Below are 26,641 nucleotides of genomic sequence, written 5' to 3'. Positions count from 1 at the left end.
AACTGTGATATGCTGAAAATAGGAATAGATGCTATGGGCGGGGACTATGCCCCGTCGGCTGTCGTCCGGGGTGCCATCGCGGCGCGCGCGGAGCTCGGCAGCGATAGTAAAATCGTCCTGTTTGGCGACCAGGCGCAGATCGAACGGATTCTCCGCGAAGAGAACCTACCCGCAGACACCTTCGAAACGGTACACACCACGCAGGTCATCGAAATGGGTGACCATCCGGCTCAGGCGTTCGCCAAGAAGCCGGATTCGAGCATCGCGGTCGGTTTCGGCCACCTGCTCCGCAAAGAGATAGACGGCTTCGCCAGTGCGGGCAGCACCGGAGCGATGATGGTCGGCTGCATGTACACGGTCAAACAGATCGAAGGGGTGATCCGTCCGGCCATCTCCTCGATCATCCCCACCATCACGGGGACGCCGTCCCTGCTGCTGGACGTAGGGTTGAACGTGGACTGCAAACCCGACGTCCTGCTCCAGTACGGCATCATCGGCAGCATCTATGCCAAGAACGTGCTCGGCATCGCCGAGCCCCGCGTGGCGCTGCTCAACATCGGGGAGGAGAAGGAAAAGGGCAACCAGCAGACCAAAGCCACCTACGAGATGATGGAAGAGGCCGCCGCGTTCCGTTTCGTGGGCAACGTCGAGGCCAAACACCTCTTCACGGGGGACATCGCCGACGTGATCGTATGCGACGGCTTCGTGGGCAACACGGTCCTCAAACAGGCCGAAGGCTTCTACGAAATCGCCAAGGCCCGGGGCGTGCACGACGATTTCATCGAACAGTTCAACTACGAGCGCGTGGGAGGAACCCCCGTACTGGGTATCAACGGCGCCGTCATCATCGGCCACGGCTGTTCGAGCCCCCTGGCAATCAAGAACATGATTCTTCAGACCGAAAAGACCGTCAAGGCCGACCTGGTCAACAAACTACGAGAAACTTTCAATTAATGGGAAAAATTACAGCCGCCATCACCGGCGTCGGAGCATACCTGCCCGAATACATACTCGACAACTTCGAACTCAGCAAGATGGTCGATACGTCCGACGAGTGGATCATGACCCGGATCGGTATCAAGACCAGGCATATCCTCAAAGGCGAAGGGTTGGGCACCTCCTATCTCGGCGAACGGGCCGTACAGGACCTGCTCGAGAAGACCGGCGTGGACCCGCTGGACATCGACCTGCTGATCTGCGCCACGGTGACCCCCGATATGTTCTTCCCTTCGACCGCCAACCTGATCTGCTACAAATCGGGGCTGAAAAATGCCTTCGGATTCGATATCTCGGCCGCCTGCAGCGGCTTCCTCTTCGCCCTCAACACGGGTGCCCAGTTCATCATGAACGGCACCTACAAGAAGGTAATCATCGTGGGGGCCGATAAAATGTCGTCGATCATCGACTACGAAGACCGCAACACCTGTCCCATCTTCGGTGACGGAGCCGGTGCCGTCCTGCTGGAACCCAACAAGGAGGGCCTCGGCATTCAGGATGCCATCCTCCATTCGGACGGCGGCGGAGCGCAGCACCTCTACATGAAGGCGGGCGGTTCGGCCTATCCCTCCACGATCGAGACCGTCACCAACAAATGGCACTACGTGCATCAGGAGGGCCAGGCGGTATTCAAGGCCGCCGTCTCCAACATGGCAGACGTTTCGGTGGAGATCATGGAGCGCAACCACCTCACCCCGGATGACATCCGGTATCTGGTACCCCATCAGGCCAACCTGCGCATCATCGAAGCTACGGCTCACCGCATGGGCCTGCCCAAGGAGAAGTGCATGATCAATATCGACAAATACGGCAACACGACGGCCGGAACACTGCCCATCTGCCTGTGGGATTACGAAAGCCGCCTGAAAAAAGGCGACAATCTGATCCTGGCCACTTTCGGCGGCGGATACACCTGGGGATCGACGTTCCTCAAGTGGGCGTACGACGGCGGCGATTTTTCGAAATAGCACCACCCTTTCCGTCCGGTGATTACGGATCATCGGACGGAACGAACGACAAGTATAAGCCCTTGTAGGTCAATGGATAGACCCTCGGTTTCCTAAACCGGTAATCCGGGTTCGATTCCCGGCGGGGGTACTTGGAACGGCTATAAATCAAACGATTTATAGCCGTTTTCGTTTTTTCGGACAAACAAAAGGGAACCCGTCAAATAGGCATAAAAAAACAGCAGGAATCCTCCCTGCAAAGGGTTCCTGCCATATAATAACGACGATCGGACAAGCGGATACGAAAATTCCGAAGTCCGGCACGAACCGATGATTTAAAAACGATAATACATCATGCCCCTGCCGCCATCCGCCCGATCTATTTCATGCCATGTTTCCTGAGTATCTTCATGATCGGTTTCTTGATGGATTCCGCCCAGCCGAGATAGCCCATATCGGAAGGATGGGTGCCGTCGACAGAACTTTCACGGCTGTTCTCGCCGGTATCGGTCCGGATAAAATACACATTGTCATACTTTCTGACGGCCTCGGCCATGAGCTTCGCGGCCATATCCATCTTCGCCTGTTCGTAGGCGTCGCTGCTCGTGCTGAAATTCCGGCTTTCACGATAGATCGTCTGCATGAAAATCAGAGGGATGTCGGGATGAGCTTTCCGGAGTTTCTCGATGAACGGGAAGAGGCGCTCCTCGATCATCTGGGGCGACGGATTTGAAAATGCATCGAATACGAGGGCATCGACATTCGCATCGCACAGCACATCGGCGAAATAGGGCTGAAGCTTGCAATTTCCGCTGCACCCCAGGCTTAGGATCTGTATGCCGGTGCGGCGCATCAACTGCATCGGATAGCTCATTCCCGAACGGCTGATGCTGATGCCCTGCGTGAAACTGGAGCCGAAGATCCCGACCCTGTATCGGAACGGCGACTCCATCGGAGAGATATCGGAGCCCTTCTCGACCCCTATCTTGAGGGAGTACAGTTCGCTGTACATAGGCAGATAAAGCATGCACTGCTTCACGCCCTGCGGCAGGTTCTTAATCAACACAAGGTTGTTCTCCTCCCTGCCGTCGGCAGGCGCTTTTGACGCGGCATAGAGCCACTTCCCGTCTTTCATGATATACAGGTCGTATCCGCGCAGGGCGATCCCCATGGTGTTGCCGCTCCTGTTCATATAGCCGTAGTCGGGTTTTACGGATATGGTCGAAGAGTTGGTCTCGAACAGCACGGCCAACCCCGCCGAACAGCGGACCTGGGTATTCTCCCCGCTTGTGAACCCCTTGTATTTGCAGGTGTCCACCCGGTGATACGGGTTCGGGGTATTCTCGAGAATCTTCCCTATCAGGTTCAGGGTCGATGCCTCGGTATAGACATACTCTACATCTTTCGGTGTCTGTGCACGGAGTGCAGACACGGCGAACAACAGCACAAAAGCTGTGAAAAACAATCGGATCGGTTTCATATTCTTTGGGTTTGTCTGTTTTATTCGTGTTTTCCGGCGCACTAATTTAACAATTAATTCCGAGAGATCATACTTCTGTTCCATTTTCGGCACGGATTCCGACGGAAGGAAACCGCAGCCTGCCCGCAATTCCTTACGGATGGACCGCAGGCGAACAAAGACCGCGGGATATTTCAGGCGGACGGTCGCACGGAAGATTTTCCCCTGTCCTTCCGAAAAGGAGCGACCGAATACAGGCTCTCCCCAACCCGCCCACCGCTCTCCCCCGGCCGTATGTATTCGGCTCCGTCCTTTCCCGGGAAAATTTAACGAAAACTTATCGCACGAAACGGCAGGGCATTCCCGCGCCCCCCTATATTTGTATTGGATTCGAAATAATTTCGGACCGAACCTCTCAAATACCACGTTATGTTATCGGACAAACTTTTCGCCAGACAGGGGAACTGGCTGTTCCGCTTCCGGGGAATCATCCCCGTCGGCGTACTGGGTGCGGCACTGTACGAATATTACCGCACCGAACTGGAACCGGGACTCTTCCCGCTGGAAGGAACCCGGTGGGAATATCCGTTCGAGATGGGCTGTCTGCTGATTTCCCTGATCGGATTCGCCCTGCGTGTCTATACGGTCGGACATACTCCGGAGGGCACCTCCGGCCGGAACACCGAGCGCCAGGTGGCCGACAAGCTCAACACGACAGGCATCTACTCGGTCATGCGGAATCCGCTGTACGTGGGTAACTTCTTCATGTGGCTGGGAATCGCCCTGCTCACTGCCAACGCATGGTTCGTGATCGCATTTATCCTCTTCTACATCTTATACTACGAACGAATCATCTTTGCCGAGGAACAGTACCTGCAAGAGAAATTCGGGGAGACCTACCGGCTCTGGGCCGACCGGACGCCGAGCGTCCTTCCCCGCCTGCGGAATTTCTGCCCCCCTTCGCAACCTTTCAGCCTCCGGAAAGTACTCTTCCAAGAGAAAAACGGTCTGTTCGCACTGATCGCCGTTTTCAGCCTGATGGACGTCTCCGGAGAGTGGCTGGCGGGCGAGGCACCGAAATACGGCTGGCTGCGTTCGCCGGCGCCCTGCTCTCCCGCTCGCTCCGCCTCGGAAGAGCCGTCCGGCGCACCATCGTCATCGAAGTCGGCATGCAAAACGCTGCCCAAGCCATTGCGATCGCCACCTCCCCGCTCATTTTCGACAACGGGGAGATGGCCATTCCCGCCATCGTCTACGCCCTGTTGATGAATGTCATCCTGCTCTCCTATCTGAAACTCCTCCGCCCCGCAACAGTCTGATTTCCGGGAAGACATATCCGCCCTCCGGCGCGGCAAACCGTCCGAAAAAGGGCTCACCACCGAACCAGGGCATACTGTACCCCCACCCCGACATAAGGCGAACAGAGGCCGACCCCCGGACCGATCCCGTAACCCACCTGCACACCGATACCCCAGCGGGTTTTCCTAACCGTTTCACGGGTCATGTACCGCGTGACCGTCCGCGTCCGCGGGTAGACCTCCATCTCCACCAGCGACGGCCGCCAACCCTCCACCACAGCCCGGTATTCGTTCGTCCGGTAAATCCTGCGCTCGACGGGAAGCAACAGGCGAAGGCTGTCCCGGCCGGCGGCCTCCCCTCCAGCCCCCTGTCCGGCCGGACAGGAAGTTGGTGCAGGAACCGTATCGCCCGGACCCTCCGTCTCCGCAGCGAGAGGGACGAGAGCATCCGCCGCTATCCACACCGTATCCACCCGTGCCACATACACGTTCCGCGGAACCGGCACCGTATCCCGCACCGTGTCCACCCGTAGCACGGTGTCCGGAAAAGGAACCGGACGGAACGTCTGTGAGCGGCGCCCCACCCCGACGCCGAGCAGGAACAGCACGGCGCACGGCAGCAAAACCCAGATACCCCCGATTTTCATCCCAGATGCAATATTTGACAGCGGTTCTCCGCCGAATAGGAAACATGTATCCACGCATAATTCCGCTCGTCAATCAGCTGATCGAATTCCAAACCCGACCTGCGAATCAGTTCGAACAACTTGCGGTTATCCTCCGGATTGCCGACCGTAATGTCGGCCGCCTCGCCCTTTACGTGCTGGGACGAGGGGACCCCTCCCACCGCTTCATTCAGACGTGGCGATCGGAAACCGCTGGTCACTGTAATCGGACCACCCCACATTTCCCTGACTATGTCGAGCAGGCAGTCGATCAACTGATTCAACCTAATCTCCGCATCCGGCGGCGGCGTGTTGTCGATCCCCTCCCGTCGGGCCACGGATGAACGGGTCAATTCACCTATACTGAAATACTTTCCCATACATATAGAGTTATTTATATTCAGGCAACAGATACTGGATGTTCATAGCCGCCGCATGCATGATCTCCCGAGCACTATCCTCCGATACAGATATCGGACGGGTGAACTCGCAGAAAATGCTCCCGATCCAGTCGTGTCGGTTGTCGTTGAGCCGTTTGATGATGGCTGCCTGGCATCCGTAGCTCGAAAGGATCGATTTCGCATATTTATCCTCCACCTGGCCGTCGATGTCCGTGATGTACAGAAAGAGGTTCCGCACGAGGTCACTGCTGAACTTGGCCACCTCCGAGATCGGAAGGTTTTGCACGTGGGGTTTCATCGGCTCAACTCCTTTGCGCTTCACCTCGTAATAGATGGACAGCAGGCTTTCGTTACCCAGCGGGTGCGGCTGGACGACATAAACCCGGTCGGCATCCAGTTCATGCAAGACGTTCCATAACTCGCCATACACGATGGATGAGTTGTCGGCACGGCGGATACTCTTGATCTCCTCTTCCTTTTTGAATTTTTCGATCTTCAGGTCCGTCAACTTGTTCTTGCTGTACTGATTGTAAGCAAACCATGCGGCAATGATGGTTCCCAGGGCGCTGATGATCGCAGGTAAATATTCCATAACATTACCCGACCCACACCATTACCTGAATCACCCCTCCTCCGGCGACCGTAGCCACGAAATCACGCCAGTCTGCATTAGCGTGCTTCCAGTCATCCACAAACTCCCTGATCGCCCCGGCAAAGATCACCGGCACCACCGGAGCCTCCATCGGCAGCACGATGGCGAAGAAGGCCCCGATCACCAGGCCGGCGATTACGTGCCACAGTTTGTCCTGGGGAATGGCCGTCAGCCACCTCCGGAATCTGTCAAACAGCCGTTTCATCATCCAACATTTTTTGTTCTTCGAAAAATTTTCTCTTTTCCTCTTCGGTCAGCGACATGATCTCCGAATCCGCCGGAAAGACAATGTCTGTATCCATATAGGCCCATATCTCCGACCCCACCTCACCGACAGTCTTTCCCCCGTACAGGTCGCAAAGAATGCTCCCGTCCTCGTAAATCTCTTTTACCTCCGCCTCCTCATACGGCGGAAACTCTATCTTCTTTCTCATGTTCTTTACTGTTTTAAAAACCTATCCATCGGCAAAGTACCTTCACCCGCATGCCCCCTTCGGTTGTGTTTCCCGTCGCATTAACTGTTACAGGAGTCGCTTTCGAGGAAGCATAAGTCTGAACATATTGGATTCTGTCAAATAGTCCAACACCCGGAGCAACCAACGTATCACGTCCTCCCACCATAGAAATATCCTGATTGTAAATGAAGTATTTATCCGAATAGTTATTCAAAACACTCACGCCTGTAAGTGACTGACCGTTATAACTTTTCACAACTACCGTATCAACGGCATACCCTTCTGGAACGGATATGCTCTTGCCCGCCACTCCCGAGGCTATATCCGTATAGAACACCCCCGTGTCGATCACGACTTCCCGCTGGTCGGGGAGTGGCTGATAGCTCAGGACCGGAGAGCCGGTTGCCATAAGGTCGAGGCCCTTGCCCGACGTGCCCCGCCACCGGTCCGGAAGCAGGCCGCAGGGAAGGTACTCGGCGATACAGCCCACCTCCTTCACCACAACGTCTTTAACGTAGTAAAAGCCTTCCTGAGCGGTATTGAACCTCGAATAAAAAACGATACTGTCAAGAATTGCGGCAAAGTTGTTTACTGCCTCTACCGTAAATTCCTGCCAGTCTGCGCTAAGTGCAACCGGAGTGGCGGCGTACATGCTGGCCCCATTATTCCCTGTTATTCCGAAAGTACACCTATTCCCAGGGACTGAAGACTTTAATTTTACTGTAAGAACAACCTTCTTGTTTCTTGTAAAAGCTCCCAAATTTCGAAATATGCCGTTTTTATAGGATGCCACGGCTGTGGCATTGAACGCGCATTTTATCGCACCATCCTCGATTACCGGAGGTATATCAGTCCCATCCGGGGTACTCCAACCATCCAACGTCATGGGAGACATGAAGGAATAATTATGATCCGGATCAAACCCTTGCATCTCCTCCGGAACCACATACCCCCCCGGTCTCCCCTCGTTCCACAACTCCTCCGCCTCCCCGTCCGATAGGGCATAATTGTACAGGCGGACGTGACGGATAACTCCGGTAAACAAACCGTTTCCCGATTCGGAAGTGTTGTAACTTCCCACCAAAAAAACATCGGAAACCGCAACCGAAGAGGGCGTTATGCTTCCATGCAGCACTCCGTTCACATACATTCTGCAACTCTGTCCGGAAACAGTAGCCACAACATGGTATTCCGCACCGAACTCAAACGGAAAGGCCGGGAAACTCACGTTCCCCACCACAACGGATATTCCCTTCGTAACCGCAGACAAGCGGATCAGCAACCCGGTCACCGCATTGGATACGGAGTTATAAATCGTCATAAATCCCGATATGCTGTCCGGTGCCCGGAAAAGCACTTCCACACTCCGGTCACCTTCGAACAGCAGTTCCGGAGCTGCTGAACTGAAATAACCTTCCGCTGTTCTTACACCCGTCTGACGCCCCTGCAACGGGGATACCTGATCCGCCAGCAGCTCGCCCTCCCCGTCCAGCCGGGCAACGCTCCCCGGGGCGATCCCACTGTCCTCCAGATTCCCTTCGCCCGTCAGGCCCGCAAGGTTCCCCGAGGCTGTCGGAACTACCTTGTCCGCCTTTTTCGCCAGATCGGACTGGATGCCTTCGCGGGCCTCGTCCGCCGCCTCCGCTGCCCCGTTCGCTTTCGCGGCGGATTCATTGGCCGACGCTGCCGCCGCATCAGCTCTTCCGGCAGCTTCCGTGGCCGGCTTTTGAAGCTCGGCGATCTGCTCCGGCGTGAAATCCCCGTAAGTAAACGGATCGCCTTGTAGCCCCTGTTCTCCCTGCGGACCCTGCGCCTTCACTCCCGTATCTTTTCCCCCGATCCACCAATTCCCGTTCTCCCCGATAGTCGGCGTATCTCCGTCCAACCCGATCCGGTTGGATAAGGTCATTTCCAGAGAGATACGGCGTCCCTGCCGCCCACTGCCGCAGATTTCGATTCCGTCTTTCAGAACCGTACACTTCAATCTCATAGCCTGCCCAGTTTGGATTCCGACACCTGCAAGACGATCCGCCGGGCGATCTCCCGCACACCGGTCGTCCGGTCCACCTTCATCACCTCCAGTTTCAGGGGCCCGGCCGTAAAGGAGGCCGTTTTCTCACCCGGGACGTTCACGAACATCGTCGAGCTGTCCTTCCGAACGATCAGCAGCTCCCCCCGCCCCGCCGTCGAAGCCAGCACCCGGCATCCCAGTGCCGAAGTGTACAGCAACAATTCGAAATCGAAACCCGACACATCTTCGGGAGTCTCCTCCCCGTCGGACAAAGCCTGTAACAAAAGGGAGAAATCCTCTCCCTGACAAATCGTTTCCGTCGTCATATCCATATCGTTTACCCTCAGATTATCCGGATCGAGACCTCTTCCCCGGCAGGGACACGCCCGCGGACCGCCCCGATCCTGCACAAAAGTAATCCCGTCCCGCGCCTCCCGTTTCTACGAATTCCGCCGCCCGTCCCGTCCGAAAACATATAAAGATTCCGCCGCTCCGCCCCCCTATTTTTGTTCCCGGCGACAGGACGTCCGCATCTGCGGCACCTTCATCCGCCGCTTCACGAAAAACCGATCCGACCATGAAAACGACCACGACCGTAACCGACGAACTGTATGCACTCCTTGCCTCCGGACTCTGGTGGGAAATCCGGGAACGTTCCTGCCGTACCCTTCTTCCGCCCCGGGGACTCGAAGCCGACCAGGGCTCCCTCTACGCCACCCTGTACGGCACGTTCCGGATGCGGTGGCTGCGGCTCCCGGACACCGACGGCTGCCCGTTGCTGCGTCTACTCGACATCGCGGGCGACGGAATCACGCTCCTCACCGCACGGGACGGCGTCGAGACCCGGAACGACTTCCGCTGGCCCGTCCTCCGCCGCTGGATACTCGACTGTTACGGATACTAAAAAACAAAACAGACCATGAAAAAGAATGCGAACCGTTTCTTCTGCACACTGCTGCACCCGTTTACCCGCCACACCGAGGAACCGGCCCTGCGGACGAAAGCCCTCTCCCAGCGGGAGACCGTCCTCGCCCACCTGCGCCGCGGAGAGGAACTCACGACCACGGAAGCGATCGAACGATACGGCTGTCTCCGGCTCAGCGCCCGTATCCGGGAACTGCGGGTAGCCGGGTATCCGATCGTCACCCGCCGTTTCCGGGGATGCGACGGGAAACACCTGGCTGCTTACCGGCTCACCGTCCGCGACAAACCGTGAGACACAAAAAAAGCAAGCCCGCACCGTCAATCGGTGCGGGCCTTCCCGGCAGACGAAAAAACGCCGAAACCTATTTCGCCGCGGCTTTGGCACGCGGACGGCTGGTGTGGGTGTAAATCTTTCCCTTGACCTCCTGATTACGCTCCTGCGCCAGACGGGTCGGCGTGGGATATTCCAGCTTTTCGAACTCGCTGATGGCGGACTGAATATCCGAAAGGAGCATCTCCGCCATGTCCATGCTGAACTCCTGACGGGCCACCACGCGCATCACCACCATCTGTTCGAGATTGGCGGGCAGCGTATAGGCCGGTACCATCCAGCCGCTCTCCTGCAGTTTGGACTGTAGATCGTAAAGCGTCCACTTGGCCGTCTTGGCATATTCCGGTTTCATGTACCAGATAAAGAGAGGATTGACTACCTCGTCACTATAATTCTTGAAGGGAGCCATACGGCCGATCTGGTCATGCAGGTATTTCGTGATCTTCATACCGTTGCTCTGGATATCCTTATATCCCTGAAACCCCAGCCGGATGAACTGGTAGTACTGACCGAGGATCTGGGCGGCCGGGCGCGAGAAGTTCAGCCCCACCTGCGTGATGTCAGCACCGAGGTAGTTGACGCTGAAAGACATCGAATCGGGCAGGTACTTCTTCTCCTTCCACACCACCCAGCCCAGACCGGGATAAACTAGGCCAAACTTGTGTCCCGAAGTGCTGATCGACAGTACCCACTTCAGCCGGAAGTCCCACTTGTGCTCCGGTTTGAGGAACGGCAGGATGAAACCTCCCGAAGCGGCGTCCACATGGATCGGAATATCGTAACCGGTCCGGGCGTTGAAAGCGTCGAGCGCCTTGTCCAGCGCCTCCACGTCGTCGTTCAGGCCCGTCCACGTCACACCCATGATCGGCACGATGCAGATCGTGTTCTCGTCGCACATCTTCAGCGCCGCCTCCGGATCGAGCGTATCCTTCTCGAGGGTCAGGGGCACCGTCCGCATCTCGATCTGCCACAGCTGGGCGAACTTCTCCCAGACTACCTGGAATCCGGTCGAGATCACGAAATTGGGCTTGTCGTAAGGTTTGCCCTGCGCCTTTCTCCGGTCGCGCCAGCGGAGCCATGCAGCCACGCCGCCCAGCATACAGGCTTCGGAGGAGCCGATAGCCAGCGCTCCGGCTTTCCATTTGGCCTTTTCGGGCGTATTCCACAGATTGGCCACGATGTTGATACACTTGGCGCACATCACGGCCACACGCGGATATTCCGTCTCGTCGATGTAGTTGATGTTGATGGCCTCGTTCATCAGACGGGTGGCGTACTTGTCCATGTAGGTCGTCACGAAAGTGGCCAGATTCAGATGGGGCAGCGTCTGCGGATAGGTCTCGTCCTTGACCATGCGGTAAGCGATCTCGCCCGTAGTGGGACCATCAGGAATTCTGTCAACCGGAGCCTGGTGCAGCATCTCGTCGGAGCCGTAGACAGAGGTGTCCACCGTGTCTTTTCTTTCAGTCGTCGTTGTTTTCATAGATATAAAGGTTTTTGAAATGGAGTTTCGGTATCCTCGTCCTTTTTCGCAAAAACCATACCCGTATGACACGGCGGCGGCGCCCCTGCGAAGGGAGCGCCGCCGCACCACGAACCTACTCCGCTACCTATTTGAAGGTTACGGAGGCATTTTCCACGCTGAATTTTCCCTGCCCCGCATCGGTGATCCGTCCGCCCCCGATCCGCAGATTCTCGAACCGCACCCGGACCCGTTCCGGATCGCCACCTTTCGGACCCGAAATCCGCGAGGGCTTCGGGAAAAAGCCGAGCACCTCCGTGTCGCGGATCTCGACGTCGATCCTGCCCAGCGGACATTCGGGCATCCGCTGTCTGAGCCCGATATTGAAAGGCGACTGTTTGGCATCGGGATAGTGGCGTTCGATACGGTTACCCACCCAGCGGATATTCGTACACTCCGCCCCGTCGTAGCAGTAGAGCGAAATGCCCCGGTCGGCCTCCAGCACATCGTTGTCCTCGAACAGGATGTCGGTCATGCGGGCCGCCACGGTCTCCGTACCCACCTTGAGCGACGATTTCTGGGTGAGGAAGACACAGCCGCGCACGGTGATCCGCTCCACGTCGCCCAGCAGACCGCAATACTGCGAGGTCTTGATCGCCACGTTGTCGTCGCCGCAATAGCCGAAACATTTCTCGATCAGCACGTCTTTCGACGAATCCGGATCGAAACCGTCCGTATTGATATTGCTGTGGTCCACGTTCAGAAAGTTGTCCGCCACGGGAGCGAATTCCAGTTCGTTGAGAAGCTTCACGTTCCGTGCCGTCACCCGTTCCGAGAGCAGGATGTGGGTGTTCCACGACCCGGGGTCGATGGCCATGTACCCCTCCAGCATTACGTCCTTCGACCGGGAGACCAGCATGCAGCGGTACCGCCCTTTCGTGGCCTTCTCGTACTGCCGGAGCGCCTGTACGCGGGCGTCGAATCCCCGTCCGTCGATGATCCCGTACCCGGAGATACGCACGTCCTCCGAACGGTCGATCGCCACGAAGGCCGGCGCCGCGGCACACTTCCTGCCGGGAAAGTACTTATGGGGCACCGACTTCCCGAAACGTCCCTCCGTGGAGTAACTCTCCAGATCGTCGATATCGGCCCGCAACCTCGCGCCCCGGCACAGGTGGATTTTCACCCCTTTCTTGTCGTAGATCCGCACCTGGGAGACCTTATAGGTACCGGCCGGAAAGAGCAGCGTCTTCTCCGTGCCGGCCACCTCGTCGATGGCCTCCTGCACCGCACGGGTCACGTTCTCCTTACCTGTGGCGTCCACCCCCTTCGAAAGGATGTTCACGGTATTCTCCGGCAGCACCTCCGGCTCCTCGGCGAACAGGCACACCTTGAACCCGTTCAGATAGACCACGTAGGCACCCGGCGCGGGCAGGGTGAAAAGCGCCCGGTTCCCCTCCCGGCGGCACTCCACGCGGCGGCTGTACGGACGTACTTCCGCTTCGCGCAGCGGCTCTTTGTAGTCGATGGCCCACACCGTCCCCGGCCGGAAATCGGTGGACACATAGGCATAGGTCTTGAAAAGCGTGTAGCGGAGCACCGTCGGCTTCGCTTTCTGCGTCTCCGCCCGGGAGACCGGCGGCGACACCAGCAGCGCCAGCAACAGCGCCGCTACCGTCGTTCCGCTTCGGAAAACATGTTTCATAAGCTATCGTTTTTTTTAGGGTTGAGTCATTCGAATTTCACTTCGGGTCCGGAGGGGGCGGCCGAAGGGTACTGTACGGTAATCCGTCCGCCCTCCGCATCCGTCACGGGCACACCCGCCACCGTCACCCCGGCAAGGGTCACCGACAGGTCGGAGGGATCGGCCCCGTCCCGGTACACCACGCAGGAGTTGTTCGGAAACGCCTCCTCCGCCCGCAGACCGCGTATCTCTACCTGCGCCCGGCCGACCCGGCTCGTTGCCACCCTTTTTTTCACCTCGATGAAAAAGAGCGCCTGCCGCACGTCGGGATAATTTCGCTCCACGCGATTGTTCAGGTAGCGGACGTTACGCATCTCCGTCCCGTCGTAGTTGTACAGGGAGATCGCCCGGTCGGCCTCGATCACGTCGTTGTCCTCGAACAGGATGTTGCTCATGGAGGCGGCCGCCGTCTCCGTCCCCACCTTGAGCGAGGACTTCTGGGTGAGAAAGACGCAGCCGCGCACCGTCACTCCGTCCACGTCGCCCAGACGGTTGTTGTACTGGGAGGTCTTGACGGCCACGTTGTCGTCCGCACAGTAGCCGAAACACCGCTCGATCAGCACGTCCGACGAGGAGTCGGGGTCGAAGCCGTCCGCGTTCACCCGGTCGTGGTCGATACGGAACGGATCGTCCCGCGTGGGGGCGTAATCCAGTTCGTTGAGCAGCTTCATGTTACGGAACGTCACCCGGCGGCACAGGATGGGATGCACGTTCCACGACCCGGGATCGAGCGAGAGGATACCTTCCACGGTCACGTCCTCCGAATCGGCGATCAGCAGGTTGCGATGACGCCCCCGCGAATCGCTGTTCCACCGCCGGGTGGTCACCACCCGCTGGGCGTAGCCGTTGCCGTCGATGGCCCCGTATCCCGAAATATGCACGTCGCGCGAGTTGAAGATCACGATGAAGCCCCTCGCCACGCCGGCCTTCTTGCCCGGTTCGCGCACCGACTCCTCCGCCTCGCCGAACAGGTCGGTCACCCCGAAAGGATCGGCCTCCGAGGTCCGCGCCCGCAGCACGGCTCCCCGGCACAGGTGGATCTTCACCCCCTCCCGGTCGCAGATCCTCAGTTGGGACACGCTGTACGTCCCGGGCGGGAAAAGCAGCGTACGGCCCGTGCCGGCCACTTCGTCGATGGCCGCCTGTATCCGGACCGTCTCGTCCCGCCAGCCCGTAGCGTCCACCCCTTTCGAGAGGATACTCACCGCATTCTCCGGCAGCACCTCCGGCTCCTCCACGAAGAGCAGCACCCGGAATCCGTTCAAGTAGACCACATACTGGCCCGGCCGGGTGATCCGGAACCGCGCCCTCTTTCCCTCCTTCATGCAGGCCACGCCCCGGCTGCGGGGCGACACGGAGGCCGACACGAGCCGCTCGGGATAGTCGATCACGAAGTCCCGGTCGGGACAGAGGTCCGCGGAGACATAGGCATAGGTTTTGAACGGAGTGTATTCGAGCGTCACGGCTCCGTCGTCCTTTTCCGGGCCTCCTCCGCCCGGATCTTCGGGCCAGTCGATACCGGAAGAGGCGCAGCCGGCGAACAGCAGGCAGGCACAGACGAAAACAGGCAGACGGAAACGGGCAGGAAACGGCATAGGGCGTCGTTTTTAGAGTTAGTCTTCGGGATGGGTTCGTAAAAGTAATATTTTTTCCGCGATTCATTCCGCCCCGGCGGAAAAAAGCGTATATTTGTAACATATTATTACAAAAACCATGACCAAACCGTTGAGTGCATGCCGGTTGTTCCGGGACGTGGAACCGGAACGGATCAGGCCCCTGCTGGAAGAGGCCGGCGCCCGTACGCGCACCTACGCCAAAGGGGACGTGATCGCCCCGCAGGGAGCGCGCCACACGCAGCTGCTGATCCTCACAGAGGGCACGGTGAGCGCCGAGACGACCGATTCGCTCCACAACACGCTGCACGTGGAACGCATCGCCGCCCCGTCCCTGATCGCCCCGCTCTGTCTCTTCGCGGAGAACGACCGTCTTCCGGCCGGCCTCACGGCCCGTACGCCCGCGACGATCCTGGCGCTGGGACGCGACGCCTTCACGGATCTGCTGGGCCGGGAGCGGGCCCTGCTGGTCAACTTTCTGGAAATCCTCTCGGCCCCGAACACGTTCCTGTCGGAGCGGGTGGTCTACCGCACCTACAAGACCATGAAGGGCAAGTTCGCCAACTACCTGCTCAACCTGATGGAGGAACAGGAGGGCTGCGAGCTGAACAATGCGCTCACCCAGCGGGAGATGGCCGACATGTTCGGCGTGACGCGTCCGGCGCTGGCCCGGGCCATCGGGGAGATGGCCGCCGAAGGGTCGATCTACGTGCAGGGCAAGCGGATCACGGTGCTCTTCCCCGAAAAACTGAAACAATACGCGAAAAACTGAATCCATAAACAGAATAAAGCCATGAGCGAACTGAAACAGAAGATATGGAATGACATACAGCAGGTGAGGGAGCACTCCCCCCTGGTGCTCAACATCACCAACTACGTGGTCATGAACAACACGGCCAACGCCCTGCTGGCAGCGGGAGCCTCGCCCATCATGGCCAACGCCCCGGAAGAGGTAGAGGACATGGTGGCCCTGTGCGCCGCCACAGTCATCAACATCGGCACACTGAACCACGACTCCGTGGAGAGCATGAAGTTGGCGCTGAAAAAGGCCGACGGGCTGGGCAAGCCCTCGGTGCTCGACCCCGTGGGTGCCGGAGCCACCCCCTACCGCAACCGCACGGTGGACGAACTGCTCGGCGTGGCGTCACCCACCTTCATCCGGGGCAACGCGGGCGAGATCATGACGCTGGCGGGAACGAGCGTCGCCTCGAAGGGGGTGGACAGCGCGGTCGCCTCGGCCGGCTGCGAGAAACAGGCCAAGAGCCTGGCCAAAGAGCGCGGATGCGTGGTCAGCGTGAGCGGCGAAACGGATATCATCACGGACGGAGTACACGTGGCCTACGTGGACAACGGCGACCAGCTCATGTGCCGCGTGACGGGACTGGGCTGCACGGCATCGGCCATTCTGGGCGCCTTCGCGGCCGTCGAGCCCAACCGCTTCATGGCGGCCATCAGCGCAGCGGCCTACATGGGCGTCTGCGGCGAGATCGCGGCCCGCGAGTCGATCGGTCCCGGCTCGCTCCAGCTGAACCTTTACGACGTCATGCACACCCTCACCGAACGGCAGTTTACCGAGACGGTGCGCGTGCGCGGCAAATAAACCTGCCGGACAATGGCCGAAATCTATCTGGTAACGGACGAAGGGCTGCTGTCGGGCAAGGACCTGGCCACCACGGTCGCCGAAGCCGTACGCGGAGGCGTAGGCATGGTGCAGCTCCGGGAAAAGGAGTCCTCCACCCGGCTGTTCGTCGAACGGGCCGCCGCCCTGAAGCGGCTGCTGGCCCCGCTGGGTGTTCCGCTCATCATCAACGACCGCGTGGACGTGGCGCTGGCAGCCGACGCCGACGGCGTGCACGTGGGACAGAGCGACATGCCTCCCGCTCTCGTGCGGCGTCTGCTCCCCCCGGGAAAGATCGTGGGCCTGTCGGTCGAAAGCCCGCAGCAGGTGCTCGATGCGGAGGGGCTGGATGTGGACTATATCGCCGCCAGCCCCGTGTTCGCCACCCCCACCAAGACGGACACCCGTATCGAATGGGGGCTGGAGGGCCTGCGTTGGATACGGCTCCACTCCCGTCACAGGCTGGTGGCCATCGGGGGAATCAAACCCGGAAACGCCGCCGACATCGTCCGGGCGGGAGCTTCCTCGCTGGCCGTCGTTTCGGGCATCTGCTCGGCCGCCGACCCCTGCGAGGCCGCCCGCCTCTACAAACGCATCGCGGACGAAGCCGAACGGGAAGCATAAGCCGGCCAGCACTCTCCGCGGAGAGAATCCGGAGCCTCCAGTTCCAGAAGGGAAGGGCATTTTTCCCCTGAGAAAAAAAAGAGTGCCGGAAACGGAACAGAGAAAAACCGGAAAGGAGGACCGGCGGCGGCATCGTTTTGAAGTTTCGAAAATAGTGCGTTCCTTTGTACATTTCAAAAAAACGGAAAAGAGAGTGACGGATCGTTTCAAGAAATGGATGCTCCCCGTGGCCATGATCGTGGGAGGCGCCGGATACGAATTTTTCGAAAGGCTTTCGCCCCTGACCCCCTATCTGATCTTCACGATGCTGCTGATCACCTACTGCCGGGTGTCGTGGCGTGAAATCCGGATTCTCCCCCTCCACCTGTGGATGCTCGTGCTGCAAATCGCGGGGGCAGCGGCCGTCTATGCGGCACTCCTGCCGCTGGGACCTTCCGTGTCGCAGGGAGTATTCATCTGCGTGCTGGCACCCACGGCCACCTCGGCCGCCGTGGTGACGGGCATGCTGGGCGGCAGCGTCGGCACGCTGGCCACCTACACCCTGCTGAGCAACATCGCCGTGGCGGTGTTTTCCCCGTTCGTCTTCTCGGTGATCGGCGAAAACGTGTCGCTTCCCTTCTGGCAATCGTTCGGAATCATCGCCCGGCAGATAGTCCCCCTGCTGATCCTGCCGCTGGCGGGCGCCTTCGCGCTGGAACGGTTCTGGCCCCGCGCCCACCGTATTCTCCGGAACCGGCAGTCGGTCTCCTTCTATCTCTGGTCGGTGGCGCTGACGATCGTCATGGGACGCACCGTCTCGTTCCTCGTGCGACAGGAGCGCAGCCACTATTTCACCGAAGCGCTGACCGTAGGAATCGCCCTGATCGTCTGCGCCCTGCAATTCTACACGGGCCGCCGCCTGGGACGCCGTTTCGGCAGCGCCGTGGCCGGAGCCCAGGGGCTCGGACAGAAGAACACGATCCTGGCGATCTGGATGGCCGGCATCTACCTCGACCCGATCGCCTCGATCGGCCCGGCATCCTACGTGGTGTGGCAGAACATCGTCAACTCGTACCAGATATGGCGCAGGGGGGACAAGAAGTAGGAAACGGGCAAGCCTGAACGACACCGCGCCCGCAAAGCCGGAGACGGCCGCGGGCGCAGAGTTTGCGATACGGGAAAGGGATCAGTCCACAGGCTCCAGGTCCACCCGGAAAGCGCGGATACGCAGAGATTCGGTGCGCAATGCGTATCCTCCGTTGCCGTATTCGTATGCATATTGAGTCCAGCCCCCTTCTGCTCCGCCGCCGCTTTGTGCATACCCGGTGGGGTGGGTCAGATCGACTTTGGTTGCACGCGCCCGCTGGGCATTCTGTCCATTCCCGCGGCCAGCCGCCTCTCCCGCCGAAGCGCTCCAGTAATAGGATGTCTGGAACTCTCCGTACGTCGTGTAATACTGGGTCAGCGCATCTTCCATCTGGCGGATACCCGGAAGGAACCATTTGCTTTCGTTACTTTCCTCTTCATAAACCCTGTCACCCACCAACCCGCCGGTTCTGCGGGGCACATATGCCGTCGTAATGGTGCCGTCCGCATTGCGTTTGTTCCGGTTGTAGCAATATTCGAATGCTGAACGGGGTTTGCCGTTCAAAGTCATGATACCCTGATCCGCCCGATAGATGATGAAACCCGTATAGGGATACCCGTCGTTGAAAACCTGTCCGGGTGGATCATACGGAGTCGAGGTAAGAGCCGTTAAAACCCATGTTTCATATAACTGTTCTATCGTGAAATTATCGAGACCGGAATTCTTGTCGGCCCAGGGCAGTCCGGTGTAAATCTGTTCGGAAGCGTATCCGTCCAGCGGATCGTAGTGGTCCAGATACTCTTCGAACTGTTCCATATAGAGCGTTCCGCCGTCCCGCATCGTCACCGGCAGCAGATAGGTCTGTTCGAGCCGCAGGGTGCGGCGCTTTACCTCCCGGCCGTTCTCCTTGTAAATCAGGGTGACAGTCGCCGTACGGTTCTCCTGTTTCAGCGAGCCGTCCGGATTCTTGTCCAGATTCTCGTCGAGATAGAAGTAGACCCGGTCGCGCGAACCCTCGACCGTGACCTGCGTACCGTTGGAGAGGGCCCCGCCGGATTTCAGCAGGCCTTTCGTGAAGAAGGCCCGCTTGCCGTTGCCTGCGGTCCACGGCGAACCGGCCGCCAGGTGGGTGCCGCCCTGTCCGTAGGGCGTGAATCCCGAATCTGTCACGGTGCCGGCCGCCATATCCGCCGTCGTGATCCGCTCCATCCGGATCCAGTCGGGTACGGTTCCCGGAAGCGGCACCTCACGGCCCTCTATCACCTCTCCCAGGATCACCTCCATCGTAGGGTGCCGCCCGGCCGGCGCGAAGAGATAGACGTCCATGGGCGTGACGCAGAAATGGGCGTCGTGGTTGCGTTCGCGCAGCATGGCAATATAATACTCGTTGTCGTTCTCCTCGACGTTCACGCGTGCATCGAGCGTGTATTCGCCGGCGGCCGAACTCTGGGAGGTCAGTCCCTTGATCGTGATATCGTTCTTGTACTGGTGGTTGCGCTTCACCCGGAAATCGTCGGTGTGGTTGGCTCCCAAGTAGAGCGTGTAGGTAACTTCGTAGGTGGCGTCGTTGTAGGTGGTGTAGAATCCGTGAAGCTCCACGGCCGCCGCGTCCGCATGGGCCAGATAGGGCTTGTAACGTTGCTTCTGACTGTCGGAAATGCTGTCCGGATAGAGAGCCTTCGCCCGTTCCTCGTCGGAAAGCTCTTCCGGATTCACGTTCGGGTCGACCCAATTTTCTCCCTCGTCGATTTTCCATTCGGCATTCTGCACGTTCTCGAACATGTAGAAAGAAAAGTCGATCTGTCCGTTCTTGTTGTAGATGGTACGCTGGAGCGGGGTATTGATCTCCTTGGTCCATCTCTCCGTCCATCCGGTCCGGCCGTCCCCGTCCGGAGCCGTAAAGGCCGCCCGGGTCGGAAGGTTCCTGGCCGTCCAGTCCATAAGGTAAAAAGCGGGCAGATTGTTCTCCTGCACGTCGCTTTCGAGCCGGATGCTGACGTCGATCCGCGCCATCAGAGCCTGGAGTTCGACACGCCGTTCGTCTTCGGGCGCTCCCCCGGTCAGGTCCAGCACCTTGTGTCCCACCATCGGCATACCTTCGGCGGGCAGGCCGAGGGAGACCCGCCCGGGATCGAGGCTATAGACGAAGTTCTCCAGATCGGTCCGGTTCCGGATGGTGTCGGGCCGGCCGTCCCCGTTGTCATCGCTCCCGAAGAGACCGGGATCAACATTCGCCACGGCATAGACGGTAGCGCTCCGGGCCAGATCCGGATCGTCGAAGAGTTTGCTGTCTATCTTCAGCAGGCTCACGCCCTCTCCCGCAGCATAGTATCCCCCGTTGTCGGGAGCGTTGGGATAGCCGGTGAGATAGTCTCCGTCCAGGTATTCGCCCCCGGCATCGAAAAAGAAGATATAAAGCCGGTTGATGCGTTTCTCCTCCTCGTCCTTCATGTCGGAGGAACGGGTCGTCACCCGGTGCAGGGCCATCGGGTCGCTGACAAAAGCGAGGGTGGTCGCCGTGCCGCCGCCCGGAGCGGACGGCCCCGGCAGATCGTCCTGCCGGCAGGCGGAGAACCCCGCCAGCAGCAGGAACAGCACAGCCGTCGTCCGAAAAATCTTCGTTCGTGTCATATCATCAGGTCTTCCTATTCGAATACGATGTCGTCGTTGTCCTCCCGGCCGTCGTCCGCCCCGCCGTCCTCCCACTGTTCGCCGTTGTCCACCACGAACTGGAGCACGAACGTCTCGCCCACGAAATTGAGCTGGGCCGTGTACTTCACGCCCGGCCGCGGGGTAAACGTCCCGGGACGGGCCATTCGCTGGTCGCCCGGCTGTCCGTTGAACGTATATTTGATATTCACCGTGACGTTTTCCCCGAAGCTGGTGCCCGTACCGGAGATCAGCAGCAGGTGTTCTCCGCCGATCAGCCCGGAAGAGGTGGCCGTCGTCCCCTCGGCGGGAGCCGGCAGGGAGAGGTCCTCCGAAAGCAGGGCGTAGCTTCCCGTGTAGCGGGCGGAAGAGAACGAGAACTGCGAGTTATCGCCCGTCAGGTCGATCGTCACGTCCTTGTAGAAGCTGCCGCTCAGAGAGACCGAGTGCACCGTGAGGTCGTACTCGCTGAGGTTGTTCACCTGGAAACCGATCCCTGTGAGCACGTGGCTGAAGTTGAAACGCAGGTTTCCGTCCTCCTTCGTGCGGTTGTAGAGCACGGCGACCATGGCGTCGGGCGTGTTGCCGTGTTCGAGCGGATCGGAAAGGGACGATCCCGTCTGGGGCATGGTGAAGGTGAAGACGGGAGCCCCCGCCTCGGCGGAGCCGTTCGGCCGGTCGATCGTGAAGGCCCCTTCGTAAGGGTACCAGGCAAAAAAGGAGTAACGGTAACGGTCCGTTCCGACGATGGCGCCGTTCGCGCTGTTGTTCGTGTCGTAACCGTCCCGGTACCAATATTTCGGGTCGTTGTCCGTACCGCCGTTGCGGTCGTAGCGGCAGCCGTTCGCCCCGACGACGACCCGCTGGTCGTAGAACACCTCGGGCGGACACTGGGCCTTTTTCAGCACCCACGGACTGCTCCCGGCATTGTAATCGGGTGCGGTCGTTCCCACGGTGTAGGGAACGCAGTAGCCGAGTACGCCGAACTCGTCGCCCGGGTCGAGGGCATTCTTGAAGGTGCTGCGGGTCTCCACGGAGAGTACCGGAGTCCCGAAAAGGATACGGTCCGACGTCCCGGCAGCCGGGTCTGCAGGATATTCCCGTTCGCAGGCCGCGACTCCCGCCAGCGAGACCACCCACCATATCAATCGTTTCGCATTCATGATTTATCGCTGTTTTTCCGGAATCAGTCCACGATGATGATGCCTCCCACAGCCTCGTCCCATGCGTTCACCGTGGGGGTGTCGAACAGGATACGGTCATTGTCCGACACGCTGAAGGTGTAGCGGTACTGCCGTCCGGCCTCCCAGACCGTCACGGGAAGCGAAGTCAGTCGGACGGTCCGGGTCTGCCGGTCGGTGCCCGTACCGTCGGTCGAATACACCACCTCGACGTAACAATCCTGCGTGATACGCTGCGGATAGGGTAAGGCGTCGAGCAGGAGCGTCCCTTCGGCCGTCGCCTCCTCGCCCCCGTCGGAGATGAAGGCGGCCAGGGGGGCATCGGAAGTCGTGATACCGGGCGCGGCCGTCCATGCGGCCCGGAGCGCCTCCCGGTCCGCCAGGTCGGCCGCGGAGAGGGAAAAGTCGCCTTTCCCCGGCATCCCGTAGAGCCGTACGGCATGGATACGGGGTGTGAATCCCACGATTCCGGCCGTGGACTCGCTGCGCTTCCCGACGATCTGTATCCGGGTGAGCAGGTGGGTGAACGTGAAGGGCACCGGTGCCGGACGGCCGCCGTCCATCCCCGTGGCACAGGCCGCCATCAGATCGACGCCGCGCGAGGCATCGAACCCCGCGACGGAAAGGATTCCGTCGGCGCTGCACGAGGCAGTTCCCGGCAGGGCGTCCGCGGCGGGATGCAGGGCATAGAACGCATAGGTCTTGCCGGCTTTCCAGAAACGCATGCCCTCGTAGCTCCAGGAGGTGCCGTCGGGCGTCGAGACCTTCGTGGCGTCGAACACCCGGCTGAAAGCGTCGTCGGGAGCATACCAGCCCCACACGGCGAAGGCGTCGCCCGCCGCGAAATCCTCCTTGGCCGCCCGCGTCACATCCGTTGTGAAACCGATCGCATCCTCGCCGCCGGGCCCACGCTCCACGGTGGTCTCGGAACATCCCGCCAGCAGAAGCAGCGCCGCGGCGCACGGACCGATATGCCGTATAATTCCTTTCATTCGTCGTCGTTCTTATTGATTCGCTTGCGACCGAAAGGGGACATTCAACCCCTTCCGGCCCGTGCCCGGCTCACGGCCGGACACATCTTTTTCGCCAGGAAGGAGGTGCCTACTGAAGCGGCAGATCCTGATCGCCGTCCTCTGCCGGTTTCCACGTATCGACCACCGGATCGGAGAATTCGATATAATCCAACTCCACGCTTTCGGGCGTGATCGTGGCCACGTAATTATATTTGAACCCGGGGTCCCATGTGGTAATCGTTCCCACGGGAATCTCCGAAGTGAATTCCTTTCCGGAAACGAGCTCTTCTCCGGCAGCGGTGGTCACCGTCACCTTGAAAGCGATCTCGACGGCATTGCCACCGGTCGGAATGGTCTGCGGAATGACGACGATATTATCGGCGGACGTGCCCTCGGGCTCCGTAATACCGGCAATGGTCAGGCCGAACGACTGCGGATCGGATGCCGCACCCCAGGTGCCGCCCAACTGGTCCGAGCCGGTTTCGCCCGAAGCGGTGAAGGTCGCCTTCGAGGGAACCTTGTTCACCTTCACTTCCGAAACAGTCAGTTCGGTGTCCTCGCCGAATCCGCTCTTGAACGTGACCCCGACGATCGAGAGCAGGTGCTTGAACGAGAACTGAACCGCGGTATTGCTGCCCGCGGCCTGGCCGATAGCTATCTTGGCGGCATAGATCAGGTCTTTCTGATTGCCGGCCACGCTGTAATCGGTCAGCGTGAGGTAGCCGGCCTCGTTCACCTGCGGCGAGGTCAGCGCATCGGCCGGGGCGTAGGCGGCGAACACGTACTGGGCCCCCTCGATCCAGGGCCGGAGTCCTCCCGTATAGGTCCAGCCGCCCCCTCCCCCTTTGGTGACGGTCTCGTTGTCGAATACCTTAACAGGCTCACTCTCCTTCGTGTACTGTCCGAAGACCTGGAACTCAGTTATGCTCTGGTCAAGCTCGGTGACCGAACGGGATTCCGTCGGATAACTGATATGGGCACCGTCGAAACGGATGGCCCCGACCGGCGACTGGTCTACCGTCTCGGTCTTGCTGCAACCTGCCAGCGCCGCAACGGCCATGGCATACACAAATACATTTCTCTTCATCGTTCTATTGGTTTATAAGTGGTTAATAAATATTTCTGCTTGTTGCGTCATCCCAGCGGCAATTCGATGTCCTCGTACCGGCCCCAGCCGTCCACGTCCACGTCGAAGCCCGATTCGTTGCCGGCCTCCTCGTCCGTCACCTCCAGGCCGCCGACCGTGATCACCCCGCCGCGCGGTTGTGCGGACAACTGATCGGTGACATCGAACTCGAACTCCTTGAGCTTGCCGTTCTTCATCATCACCTCCAGATTCAGCATCTGCCGCTGTCCGTCCCGCTGCACATAGTGATCCCCCGGGAAACCGGGCACACCGAACGAGGCCAGTCTCACCTCGACGCCGTAACTCTTCAGTTCGCACTCGAATAGAATGGTCGCGGTCTCCTCTCCCGTATGCCCGTCCTGCAGATAGACCGATTCGGCCATACCGGAGAGCGCCCCGCGGGCCAGCGCCACGTGCTCCAGTCCCCGTTCGAACTCGTAACGGATCAGGTAGGTGTAGACCAACGGGCGCAGCGTGACGGCCATCGGAGAGGGTTCGGAGGTCGGAACGGCCGTGTAACGGTCGATCCAGGTGCCGTAGAGCATGTCCGGCGCATTGACGGTCTTCTCCCCGGCATGGTCCTCACTGTAAGTGGAACGGCTGCGTGTCCGGGTGGAGGCCGAGGCCGTCGCCCACGAATTCAGACCGTCGAAAACGATATAGCGGGTGTCGTCGTTGTAAAACAGAATCGACTTTTCGCCCTCGCTCATCGGGAGCAGACCGCCTTCGCCCGGCAGGTGGCGCTCCGTGCGCGAACCGTCCTCGTGATAGACGAAAGAGACGATGCCCGTGGCCGCGGCCGGACGCAGCGATGCGTAGGTCATGCCGTGTTCGGCCGGCCAGTTCTCCTCCCAGGCCCGGCCGTAATCGCGCTCCCATTCGCATTCCCATTCGGGCCGCAGCAGGACCCGGACGTTGAGCCCGTGCAGGTCGTGGTCATAGCAGAGGTCCTTGCGGCATCCGCCCAGCAGCACGACGCCGCCCAACAGCAACAGGGAGAAGAGAGACGGGACTTTCATCGCGCACCTCCTTTCCGGTTCCGGTCCCAGAGCCGCCAGGCCAGGGAGAGCCTGAGTTTCACCGGACCGAAATAGTTCGTCTGGCTGGTCTGCTGATAGACATAGTGTCCGTCCACGGGCAGGTACTCCTCATAGGAGGTGTGCAGGAAACCGATTCCGATACCCGTCTCCAGCGAGAGGGAACGGCCGATGGGGAACATATATCCGTAGCTGAGGCCCGTCATGACCAGTTCGCCCTTGTAGCCGCGTCCGCCGTTCTCCAGGTCGTACCAGCTGCCGCCCACGAAAGCCCCCACGTAATGACCGTGCCACGGTTTCCTCGTCCGGAACCAATAGCGTCCTTCGGGGCCGATCGTGGCGATCTGATAGTATTTGTGCCGGTCTTTCTTCGACCACCAGGCCACTTCGCCCTCGAGATTGACCGACCATCGGTCGTCGATGCGGTACTCCACCTCCAGCGAAGGCATCAGCACCGCATCGTAGAGCAGGTTCGTCTTCAGGGCCAGCCGGTGCAGAGGTTCCCTTTCTTCCGGCTCCGCATGTCCGGAAGCGGAACCGGACGAGGGCTCCGGCACCGCCTCCCGCGACGGCAGACTGTCGGTCCCGGAGGAGGGGACGGCCGGTCCGGATTCCGGCTCCGGTTCCGGAACTCCGACAGGCTTCTCCTCCGGCTGGACGACGGACGCGACCGTATAACTCAGGCGCAGGGATGCGTTGCGGAGCCCGGGGAAGAAATGTTCCAACAGATAACGGTAGGTCCGCCCCCCGTCGAGATCCATCAACTGTTTTTTACGACTGTCCACGATCCGTCCGCTGTCGTCGAAAACCCACACCGGCGTATGGCGCAGAATATCCAGCGCCCGTTCGCGAGCCGGCACGCGAGGGTCGGCGGCAATCCGTTCCGCAAGGCCGTCCCAGTCGATTCCGCCGGCCACGACACAGACCAGCGAATCGGGCAGCGCCACCCGAAGGCGGATATATTCCAACACCCGTTTCGCCCGGTTCCCGCTCAGACGCCGGTTGGCTCCGAGGGTACCGTCCGGCGAGGCATTCCCCTCCACGCACAGGGAGACGATATGCCGGGACGTATCGGCCAGCAGGGAGTCCAGACGTCCGACAAACGCGTCGAGCGTCTGCCGGTTGTCACGAAACGAAAGGTCGAGTACGGAATAGCCGCGACGGAAATAGACACGCACCGAATCGACCGCAGACTGCGCACAGAGACATCCGCAGCAACCGATCATCTGAAACAATATCAACATACGGTATATCATACCCGTTCCGTATTATTCATAATCCGACGCCCCGTTCCGCATAACGAGATGGAAGAAATTGATATATAACCACCTACGGACGGTTTTCCGCATCGAAAAATCGTTCGTTAAAT

The 26,641-nt window shown here is 59.6% G+C and carries 26 protein-coding genes and 1 tRNA gene; 10 read left to right on the top strand and 17 right to left on the bottom strand.

The genetic code is table 11. The features are described from left to right. Window positions 1-9 precede the first annotated feature (9 nt). The 3 genes from plsX (at window position 10) to INF32_RS01950 (ending at window position 2,094) form a co-directional block, all read left to right on the top strand. The gene (plsX, locus tag INF32_RS01960; RefSeq protein WP_226386734.1) at window positions 10-954 is read left to right on the top strand and encodes a phosphate acyltransferase PlsX; all 945 of its coding nucleotides are present in this window, start codon (window positions 10-12) and stop codon (window positions 952-954) included. Beyond that, on the top strand, window positions 954-1,964 hold the full coding sequence (locus tag INF32_RS01955; RefSeq protein WP_226386733.1) for a beta-ketoacyl-ACP synthase III: 1,011 nt from the start codon (window positions 954-956) through the stop codon (window positions 1,962-1,964). Before plsX ends, INF32_RS01955 begins: the two co-directional genes overlap by 1 nt. Before the next feature lie 58 nt (window positions 1,965-2,022). Then, window positions 2,023-2,094: transfer RNA gene (locus INF32_RS01950), tRNA-Arg, on the top strand. Window positions 2,095-2,322: 228 nt separating this feature from the next. On the opposite strand, the gene INF32_RS01945 is transcribed toward INF32_RS01950, so the two are convergent. Continuing rightward, window positions 2,323-3,423 (bottom strand): SGNH/GDSL hydrolase family protein, encoded by a 1,101-nt coding sequence (locus INF32_RS01945; RefSeq protein WP_226386732.1) that lies wholly within the window; start codon window positions 3,421-3,423, stop codon window positions 2,323-2,325. 408 nt (window positions 3,424-3,831) lie between these two features. Between INF32_RS01945 and INF32_RS12120 the strand changes: the two genes are divergently transcribed. Beyond that, window positions 3,832-4,668 (top strand): methyltransferase family protein, encoded by an 837-nt coding sequence (locus INF32_RS12120; RefSeq protein ID WP_394368313.1) that lies wholly within the window; start codon window positions 3,832-3,834, stop codon window positions 4,666-4,668. A 106-nt stretch (window positions 4,669-4,774) separates the two neighbouring features. Here INF32_RS12120 and INF32_RS01930 read toward each other — a convergent pair whose 3' ends face one another. The 7 genes from INF32_RS01930 to INF32_RS01900 are packed head-to-tail and all read right to left on the bottom strand — an operon-like array spanning window position 4,775 to window position 9,210. Then, the gene (locus tag INF32_RS01930) at window positions 4,775-5,347 is read right to left on the bottom strand and encodes a DUF6808 domain-containing protein (protein ID WP_226386731.1); all 573 of its coding nucleotides are present in this window, start codon (window positions 5,345-5,347) and stop codon (window positions 4,775-4,777) included. Further along, a complete protein-coding gene (locus INF32_RS01925; RefSeq protein WP_226386730.1) occupies window positions 5,344-5,745 on the bottom strand; it encodes a D-Ala-D-Ala carboxypeptidase family metallohydrolase in 402 nt (133 codons plus the stop codon). Before INF32_RS01925 ends, INF32_RS01930 begins: the two co-directional genes overlap by 4 nt. A 10-nt stretch (window positions 5,746-5,755) precedes the next feature. Next, complete coding sequence (locus INF32_RS01920; RefSeq protein ID WP_226386729.1) at window positions 5,756-6,358, bottom strand: hypothetical protein; 603 nt, start codon at window positions 6,356-6,358, stop codon at window positions 5,756-5,758. 4 nt (window positions 6,359-6,362) lie between these two features. Further along, entirely contained in the window at window positions 6,363-6,623 is a 261-nt protein-coding gene (locus INF32_RS01915; protein ID WP_226386728.1) for a hypothetical protein, read from the bottom strand. Beyond that, the gene (locus INF32_RS01910) at window positions 6,607-6,852 is read right to left on the bottom strand and encodes a hypothetical protein (RefSeq protein WP_226386727.1); all 246 of its coding nucleotides are present in this window, start codon (window positions 6,850-6,852) and stop codon (window positions 6,607-6,609) included. The genes INF32_RS01915 and INF32_RS01910 overlap by 17 nt, the downstream gene beginning before the upstream one ends. Window positions 6,853-6,865: 13 nt before the next feature. Then, window positions 6,866-8,863, bottom strand: coding sequence for a LamG domain-containing protein (locus INF32_RS01905; RefSeq protein ID WP_226386726.1), 1,998 nt, complete (start codon window positions 8,861-8,863; stop codon window positions 6,866-6,868). Beyond that, window positions 8,860-9,210, bottom strand: coding sequence for a hypothetical protein (locus INF32_RS01900; protein WP_226386725.1), 351 nt, complete (start codon window positions 9,208-9,210; stop codon window positions 8,860-8,862). Before INF32_RS01900 ends, INF32_RS01905 begins: the two co-directional genes overlap by 4 nt. A 251-nt stretch (window positions 9,211-9,461) precedes the next feature. On the opposite strand from INF32_RS01900, the gene INF32_RS01895 reads away from it, so the two are divergent. Together INF32_RS01895 and INF32_RS01890 are read left to right on the top strand one after the other, a co-directional pair. Beyond that, entirely contained in the window at window positions 9,462-9,788 is a 327-nt protein-coding gene (locus INF32_RS01895) for a hypothetical protein (RefSeq protein WP_226386724.1), read from the top strand. A gap of 15 nt (window positions 9,789-9,803) precedes the next feature. Then, window positions 9,804-10,100: a helix-turn-helix domain-containing protein gene (locus INF32_RS01890; protein ID WP_226386723.1), complete on the top strand. Its 297-nt coding sequence runs from the start codon at window positions 9,804-9,806 to the stop codon at window positions 10,098-10,100. A gap of 70 nt (window positions 10,101-10,170) precedes the next feature. Here the strand turns inward: INF32_RS01890 and INF32_RS01885 are convergent, their stop codons facing one another. The 3 genes from INF32_RS01885 to INF32_RS01875 form a co-directional block, all read right to left on the bottom strand. After that, window positions 10,171-11,622, bottom strand: a complete 1,452-nt coding sequence (locus INF32_RS01885; RefSeq protein ID WP_226386722.1) for a glutamate decarboxylase — start codon at window positions 11,620-11,622, stop codon at window positions 10,171-10,173. A gap of 127 nt (window positions 11,623-11,749) precedes the next feature. Continuing rightward, complete coding sequence (locus INF32_RS01880; RefSeq protein ID WP_226386721.1) at window positions 11,750-13,306, bottom strand: glycoside hydrolase family 28 protein; 1,557 nt, start codon at window positions 13,304-13,306, stop codon at window positions 11,750-11,752. Between the two features lie 26 nt (window positions 13,307-13,332). Continuing rightward, complete coding sequence (locus INF32_RS01875) at window positions 13,333-14,940, bottom strand: glycoside hydrolase family 28 protein (protein ID WP_226386720.1); 1,608 nt, start codon at window positions 14,938-14,940, stop codon at window positions 13,333-13,335. Window positions 14,941-15,058: 118 nt separating this feature from the next. Between INF32_RS01875 and INF32_RS01870 the strand changes: the two genes are divergently transcribed. The 4 genes from INF32_RS01870 to INF32_RS01855 all read left to right on the top strand — a co-directional run bounded on the left by INF32_RS01870 (window position 15,059) and on the right by INF32_RS01855 (window position 18,284). After that, window positions 15,059-15,730, top strand: a complete 672-nt coding sequence (locus INF32_RS01870) for a Crp/Fnr family transcriptional regulator (protein WP_226386719.1) — start codon at window positions 15,059-15,061, stop codon at window positions 15,728-15,730. 21 nt (window positions 15,731-15,751) lie between these two features. Next, the gene (gene thiM / locus INF32_RS01865; RefSeq protein WP_226386718.1) at window positions 15,752-16,558 is read left to right on the top strand and encodes a hydroxyethylthiazole kinase; all 807 of its coding nucleotides are present in this window, start codon (window positions 15,752-15,754) and stop codon (window positions 16,556-16,558) included. Window positions 16,559-16,570: 12 nt separating this feature from the next. Next, window positions 16,571-17,200, top strand: coding sequence for a thiamine phosphate synthase (gene thiE, locus INF32_RS01860; protein WP_226386717.1), 630 nt, complete (start codon window positions 16,571-16,573; stop codon window positions 17,198-17,200). A 193-nt stretch (window positions 17,201-17,393) separates the two neighbouring features. Then, window positions 17,394-18,284 carry a bile acid:sodium symporter family protein gene (locus tag INF32_RS01855; protein ID WP_226386716.1) on the top strand — a complete coding sequence of 297 codons (891 nt, stop codon included), beginning with the start codon at window positions 17,394-17,396 and terminating at the stop codon, window positions 18,282-18,284. An 81-nt stretch (window positions 18,285-18,365) separates the two neighbouring features. Here INF32_RS01855 and INF32_RS01850 read toward each other — a convergent pair whose 3' ends face one another. The 6 genes from INF32_RS01850 to INF32_RS01825 form a co-directional block, all read right to left on the bottom strand. Then, the gene (locus tag INF32_RS01850) at window positions 18,366-20,897 is read right to left on the bottom strand and encodes a DUF4906 domain-containing protein (RefSeq protein ID WP_226386715.1); all 2,532 of its coding nucleotides are present in this window, start codon (window positions 20,895-20,897) and stop codon (window positions 18,366-18,368) included. Between the two features lie 14 nt (window positions 20,898-20,911). Then, window positions 20,912-22,078, bottom strand: a complete 1,167-nt coding sequence (locus INF32_RS01845; RefSeq protein ID WP_226386714.1) for a fimbrillin family protein — start codon at window positions 22,076-22,078, stop codon at window positions 20,912-20,914. Between the two features lie 23 nt (window positions 22,079-22,101). After that, window positions 22,102-23,088, bottom strand: coding sequence for a fimbrillin family protein (locus tag INF32_RS01840; RefSeq protein ID WP_226386713.1), 987 nt, complete (start codon window positions 23,086-23,088; stop codon window positions 22,102-22,104). A gap of 109 nt (window positions 23,089-23,197) precedes the next feature. Then, complete coding sequence (locus tag INF32_RS01835) at window positions 23,198-24,196, bottom strand: fimbrillin family protein (RefSeq protein WP_226386712.1); 999 nt, start codon at window positions 24,194-24,196, stop codon at window positions 23,198-23,200. 47 nt (window positions 24,197-24,243) lie between these two features. Beyond that, the gene (locus tag INF32_RS01830) at window positions 24,244-25,254 is read right to left on the bottom strand and encodes a DUF5119 domain-containing protein (RefSeq protein WP_226386711.1); all 1,011 of its coding nucleotides are present in this window, start codon (window positions 25,252-25,254) and stop codon (window positions 24,244-24,246) included. Then, the gene (locus INF32_RS01825) at window positions 25,251-26,516 is read right to left on the bottom strand and encodes a DUF3575 domain-containing protein (protein ID WP_226386710.1); all 1,266 of its coding nucleotides are present in this window, start codon (window positions 26,514-26,516) and stop codon (window positions 25,251-25,253) included. The genes INF32_RS01830 and INF32_RS01825 overlap by 4 nt, the downstream gene beginning before the upstream one ends. Window positions 26,517-26,641: the final 125 nt, after the last annotated feature.

Origin of the sequence: Gallalistipes aquisgranensis (assembly GCF_014982715.1) — a bacterium.
Taxonomy (GTDB): domain Bacteria; phylum Bacteroidota; class Bacteroidia; order Bacteroidales; family Rikenellaceae; genus Gallalistipes; species Gallalistipes aquisgranensis.
This window is presented reverse-complemented; position numbering and strand designations above follow the sequence as displayed.

Coding starts and splice junctions, on each gene's coding strand:
- INF32_RS01840 (WP_226386713.1), bottom strand. CDS start 23,088: ATGAAAGGAATTATACGGCATATCGGTCCGTGCGCCGCGGCGCTGCTT.
- INF32_RS01915 (WP_226386728.1), bottom strand. CDS start 6,623: ATGAAACGGCTGTTTGACAGATTCCGGAGGTGGCTGACGGCCATTCCC.
- INF32_RS01920 (WP_226386729.1), bottom strand. CDS start 6,358: ATGGAATATTTACCTGCGATCATCAGCGCCCTGGGAACCATCATTGCC.
- INF32_RS01895 (WP_226386724.1), top strand. CDS start 9,462: ATGAAAACGACCACGACCGTAACCGACGAACTGTATGCACTCCTTGCC.
- INF32_RS01870 (WP_226386719.1), top strand. CDS start 15,059: ATGACCAAACCGTTGAGTGCATGCCGGTTGTTCCGGGACGTGGAACCG.
- INF32_RS01890 (WP_226386723.1), top strand. CDS start 9,804: ATGAAAAAGAATGCGAACCGTTTCTTCTGCACACTGCTGCACCCGTTT.
- INF32_RS01825 (WP_226386710.1), bottom strand. CDS start 26,516: ATGTTGATATTGTTTCAGATGATCGGTTGCTGCGGATGTCTCTGTGCG.
- INF32_RS01955 (WP_226386733.1), top strand. CDS start 954: ATGGGAAAAATTACAGCCGCCATCACCGGCGTCGGAGCATACCTGCCC.
- INF32_RS01835 (WP_226386712.1), bottom strand. CDS start 24,196: ATGAAGAGAAATGTATTTGTGTATGCCATGGCCGTTGCGGCGCTGGCA.
- INF32_RS01875 (WP_226386720.1), bottom strand. CDS start 14,940: ATGCCGTTTCCTGCCCGTTTCCGTCTGCCTGTTTTCGTCTGTGCCTGC.
- INF32_RS01850 (WP_226386715.1), bottom strand. CDS start 20,897: ATGACACGAACGAAGATTTTTCGGACGACGGCTGTGCTGTTCCTGCTG.
- INF32_RS01905 (WP_226386726.1), bottom strand. CDS start 8,863: ATGAGATTGAAGTGTACGGTTCTGAAAGACGGAATCGAAATCTGCGGC.
- plsX (WP_226386734.1), top strand. CDS start 10: ATGCTGAAAATAGGAATAGATGCTATGGGCGGGGACTATGCCCCGTCG.
- thiM (WP_226386718.1), top strand. CDS start 15,752: ATGAGCGAACTGAAACAGAAGATATGGAATGACATACAGCAGGTGAGG.
- INF32_RS01830 (WP_226386711.1), bottom strand. CDS start 25,254: ATGAAAGTCCCGTCTCTCTTCTCCCTGTTGCTGTTGGGCGGCGTCGTG.
- INF32_RS01900 (WP_226386725.1), bottom strand. CDS start 9,210: ATGACGACGGAAACGATTTGTCAGGGAGAGGATTTCTCCCTTTTGTTA.
- INF32_RS01845 (WP_226386714.1), bottom strand. CDS start 22,078: ATGAATGCGAAACGATTGATATGGTGGGTGGTCTCGCTGGCGGGAGTC.
- INF32_RS01945 (WP_226386732.1), bottom strand. CDS start 3,423: ATGAAACCGATCCGATTGTTTTTCACAGCTTTTGTGCTGTTGTTCGCC.
- INF32_RS01880 (WP_226386721.1), bottom strand. CDS start 13,306: ATGAAACATGTTTTCCGAAGCGGAACGACGGTAGCGGCGCTGTTGCTG.
- INF32_RS01885 (WP_226386722.1), bottom strand. CDS start 11,622: ATGAAAACAACGACGACTGAAAGAAAAGACACGGTGGACACCTCTGTC.
- INF32_RS12120 (WP_394368313.1), top strand. CDS start 3,832: ATGTTATCGGACAAACTTTTCGCCAGACAGGGGAACTGGCTGTTCCGC.
- INF32_RS01925 (WP_226386730.1), bottom strand. CDS start 5,745: ATGGGAAAGTATTTCAGTATAGGTGAATTGACCCGTTCATCCGTGGCC.
- INF32_RS01930 (WP_226386731.1), bottom strand. CDS start 5,347: ATGAAAATCGGGGGTATCTGGGTTTTGCTGCCGTGCGCCGTGCTGTTC.
- thiE (WP_226386717.1), top strand. CDS start 16,571: ATGGCCGAAATCTATCTGGTAACGGACGAAGGGCTGCTGTCGGGCAAG.
- INF32_RS01910 (WP_226386727.1), bottom strand. CDS start 6,852: ATGAGAAAGAAGATAGAGTTTCCGCCGTATGAGGAGGCGGAGGTAAAA.